We start from the raw sequence: 256 nt of genomic DNA on the forward strand, positions 1-256 counted from the left end.
GACGGGATGGACGAGGAGTGGGCCGACGAGTTCGGGTTGAACTACGCGCAGATGCGGTTCGTCCAGGACGCCGTGCCGGGCAACGAGGACGCCGGCTTCTCCGAGGCCCTCGTGGGCGTCGACGGCGAGTGGCGCGGCATCCAGGTCAAAGCGATGCCCAAGGAGAAGCAGGTCATCGACTTCGACCCGACCTCTCAAGTTCGGTCCTCGCTGCCCGGCGCCGGCGACGACGCCGTCGATACCAAGATGCAGGAGT

Annotated in this window: 1 pseudogene; it reads left to right on the plus strand. The window is 66.8% G+C overall.

Annotated elements, in window-relative coordinates:
• Positions 1–256, plus strand: a pseudogene (locus SM753_RS20875) (transferase); the annotation flags it as partial.

The organism is Halostella sp. PRR32, assembly GCF_034808085.1.
Taxonomy (GTDB): Archaea; Halobacteriota; Halobacteria; order Halobacteriales; family Natronoarchaeaceae; genus Halostella; species Halostella pelagica.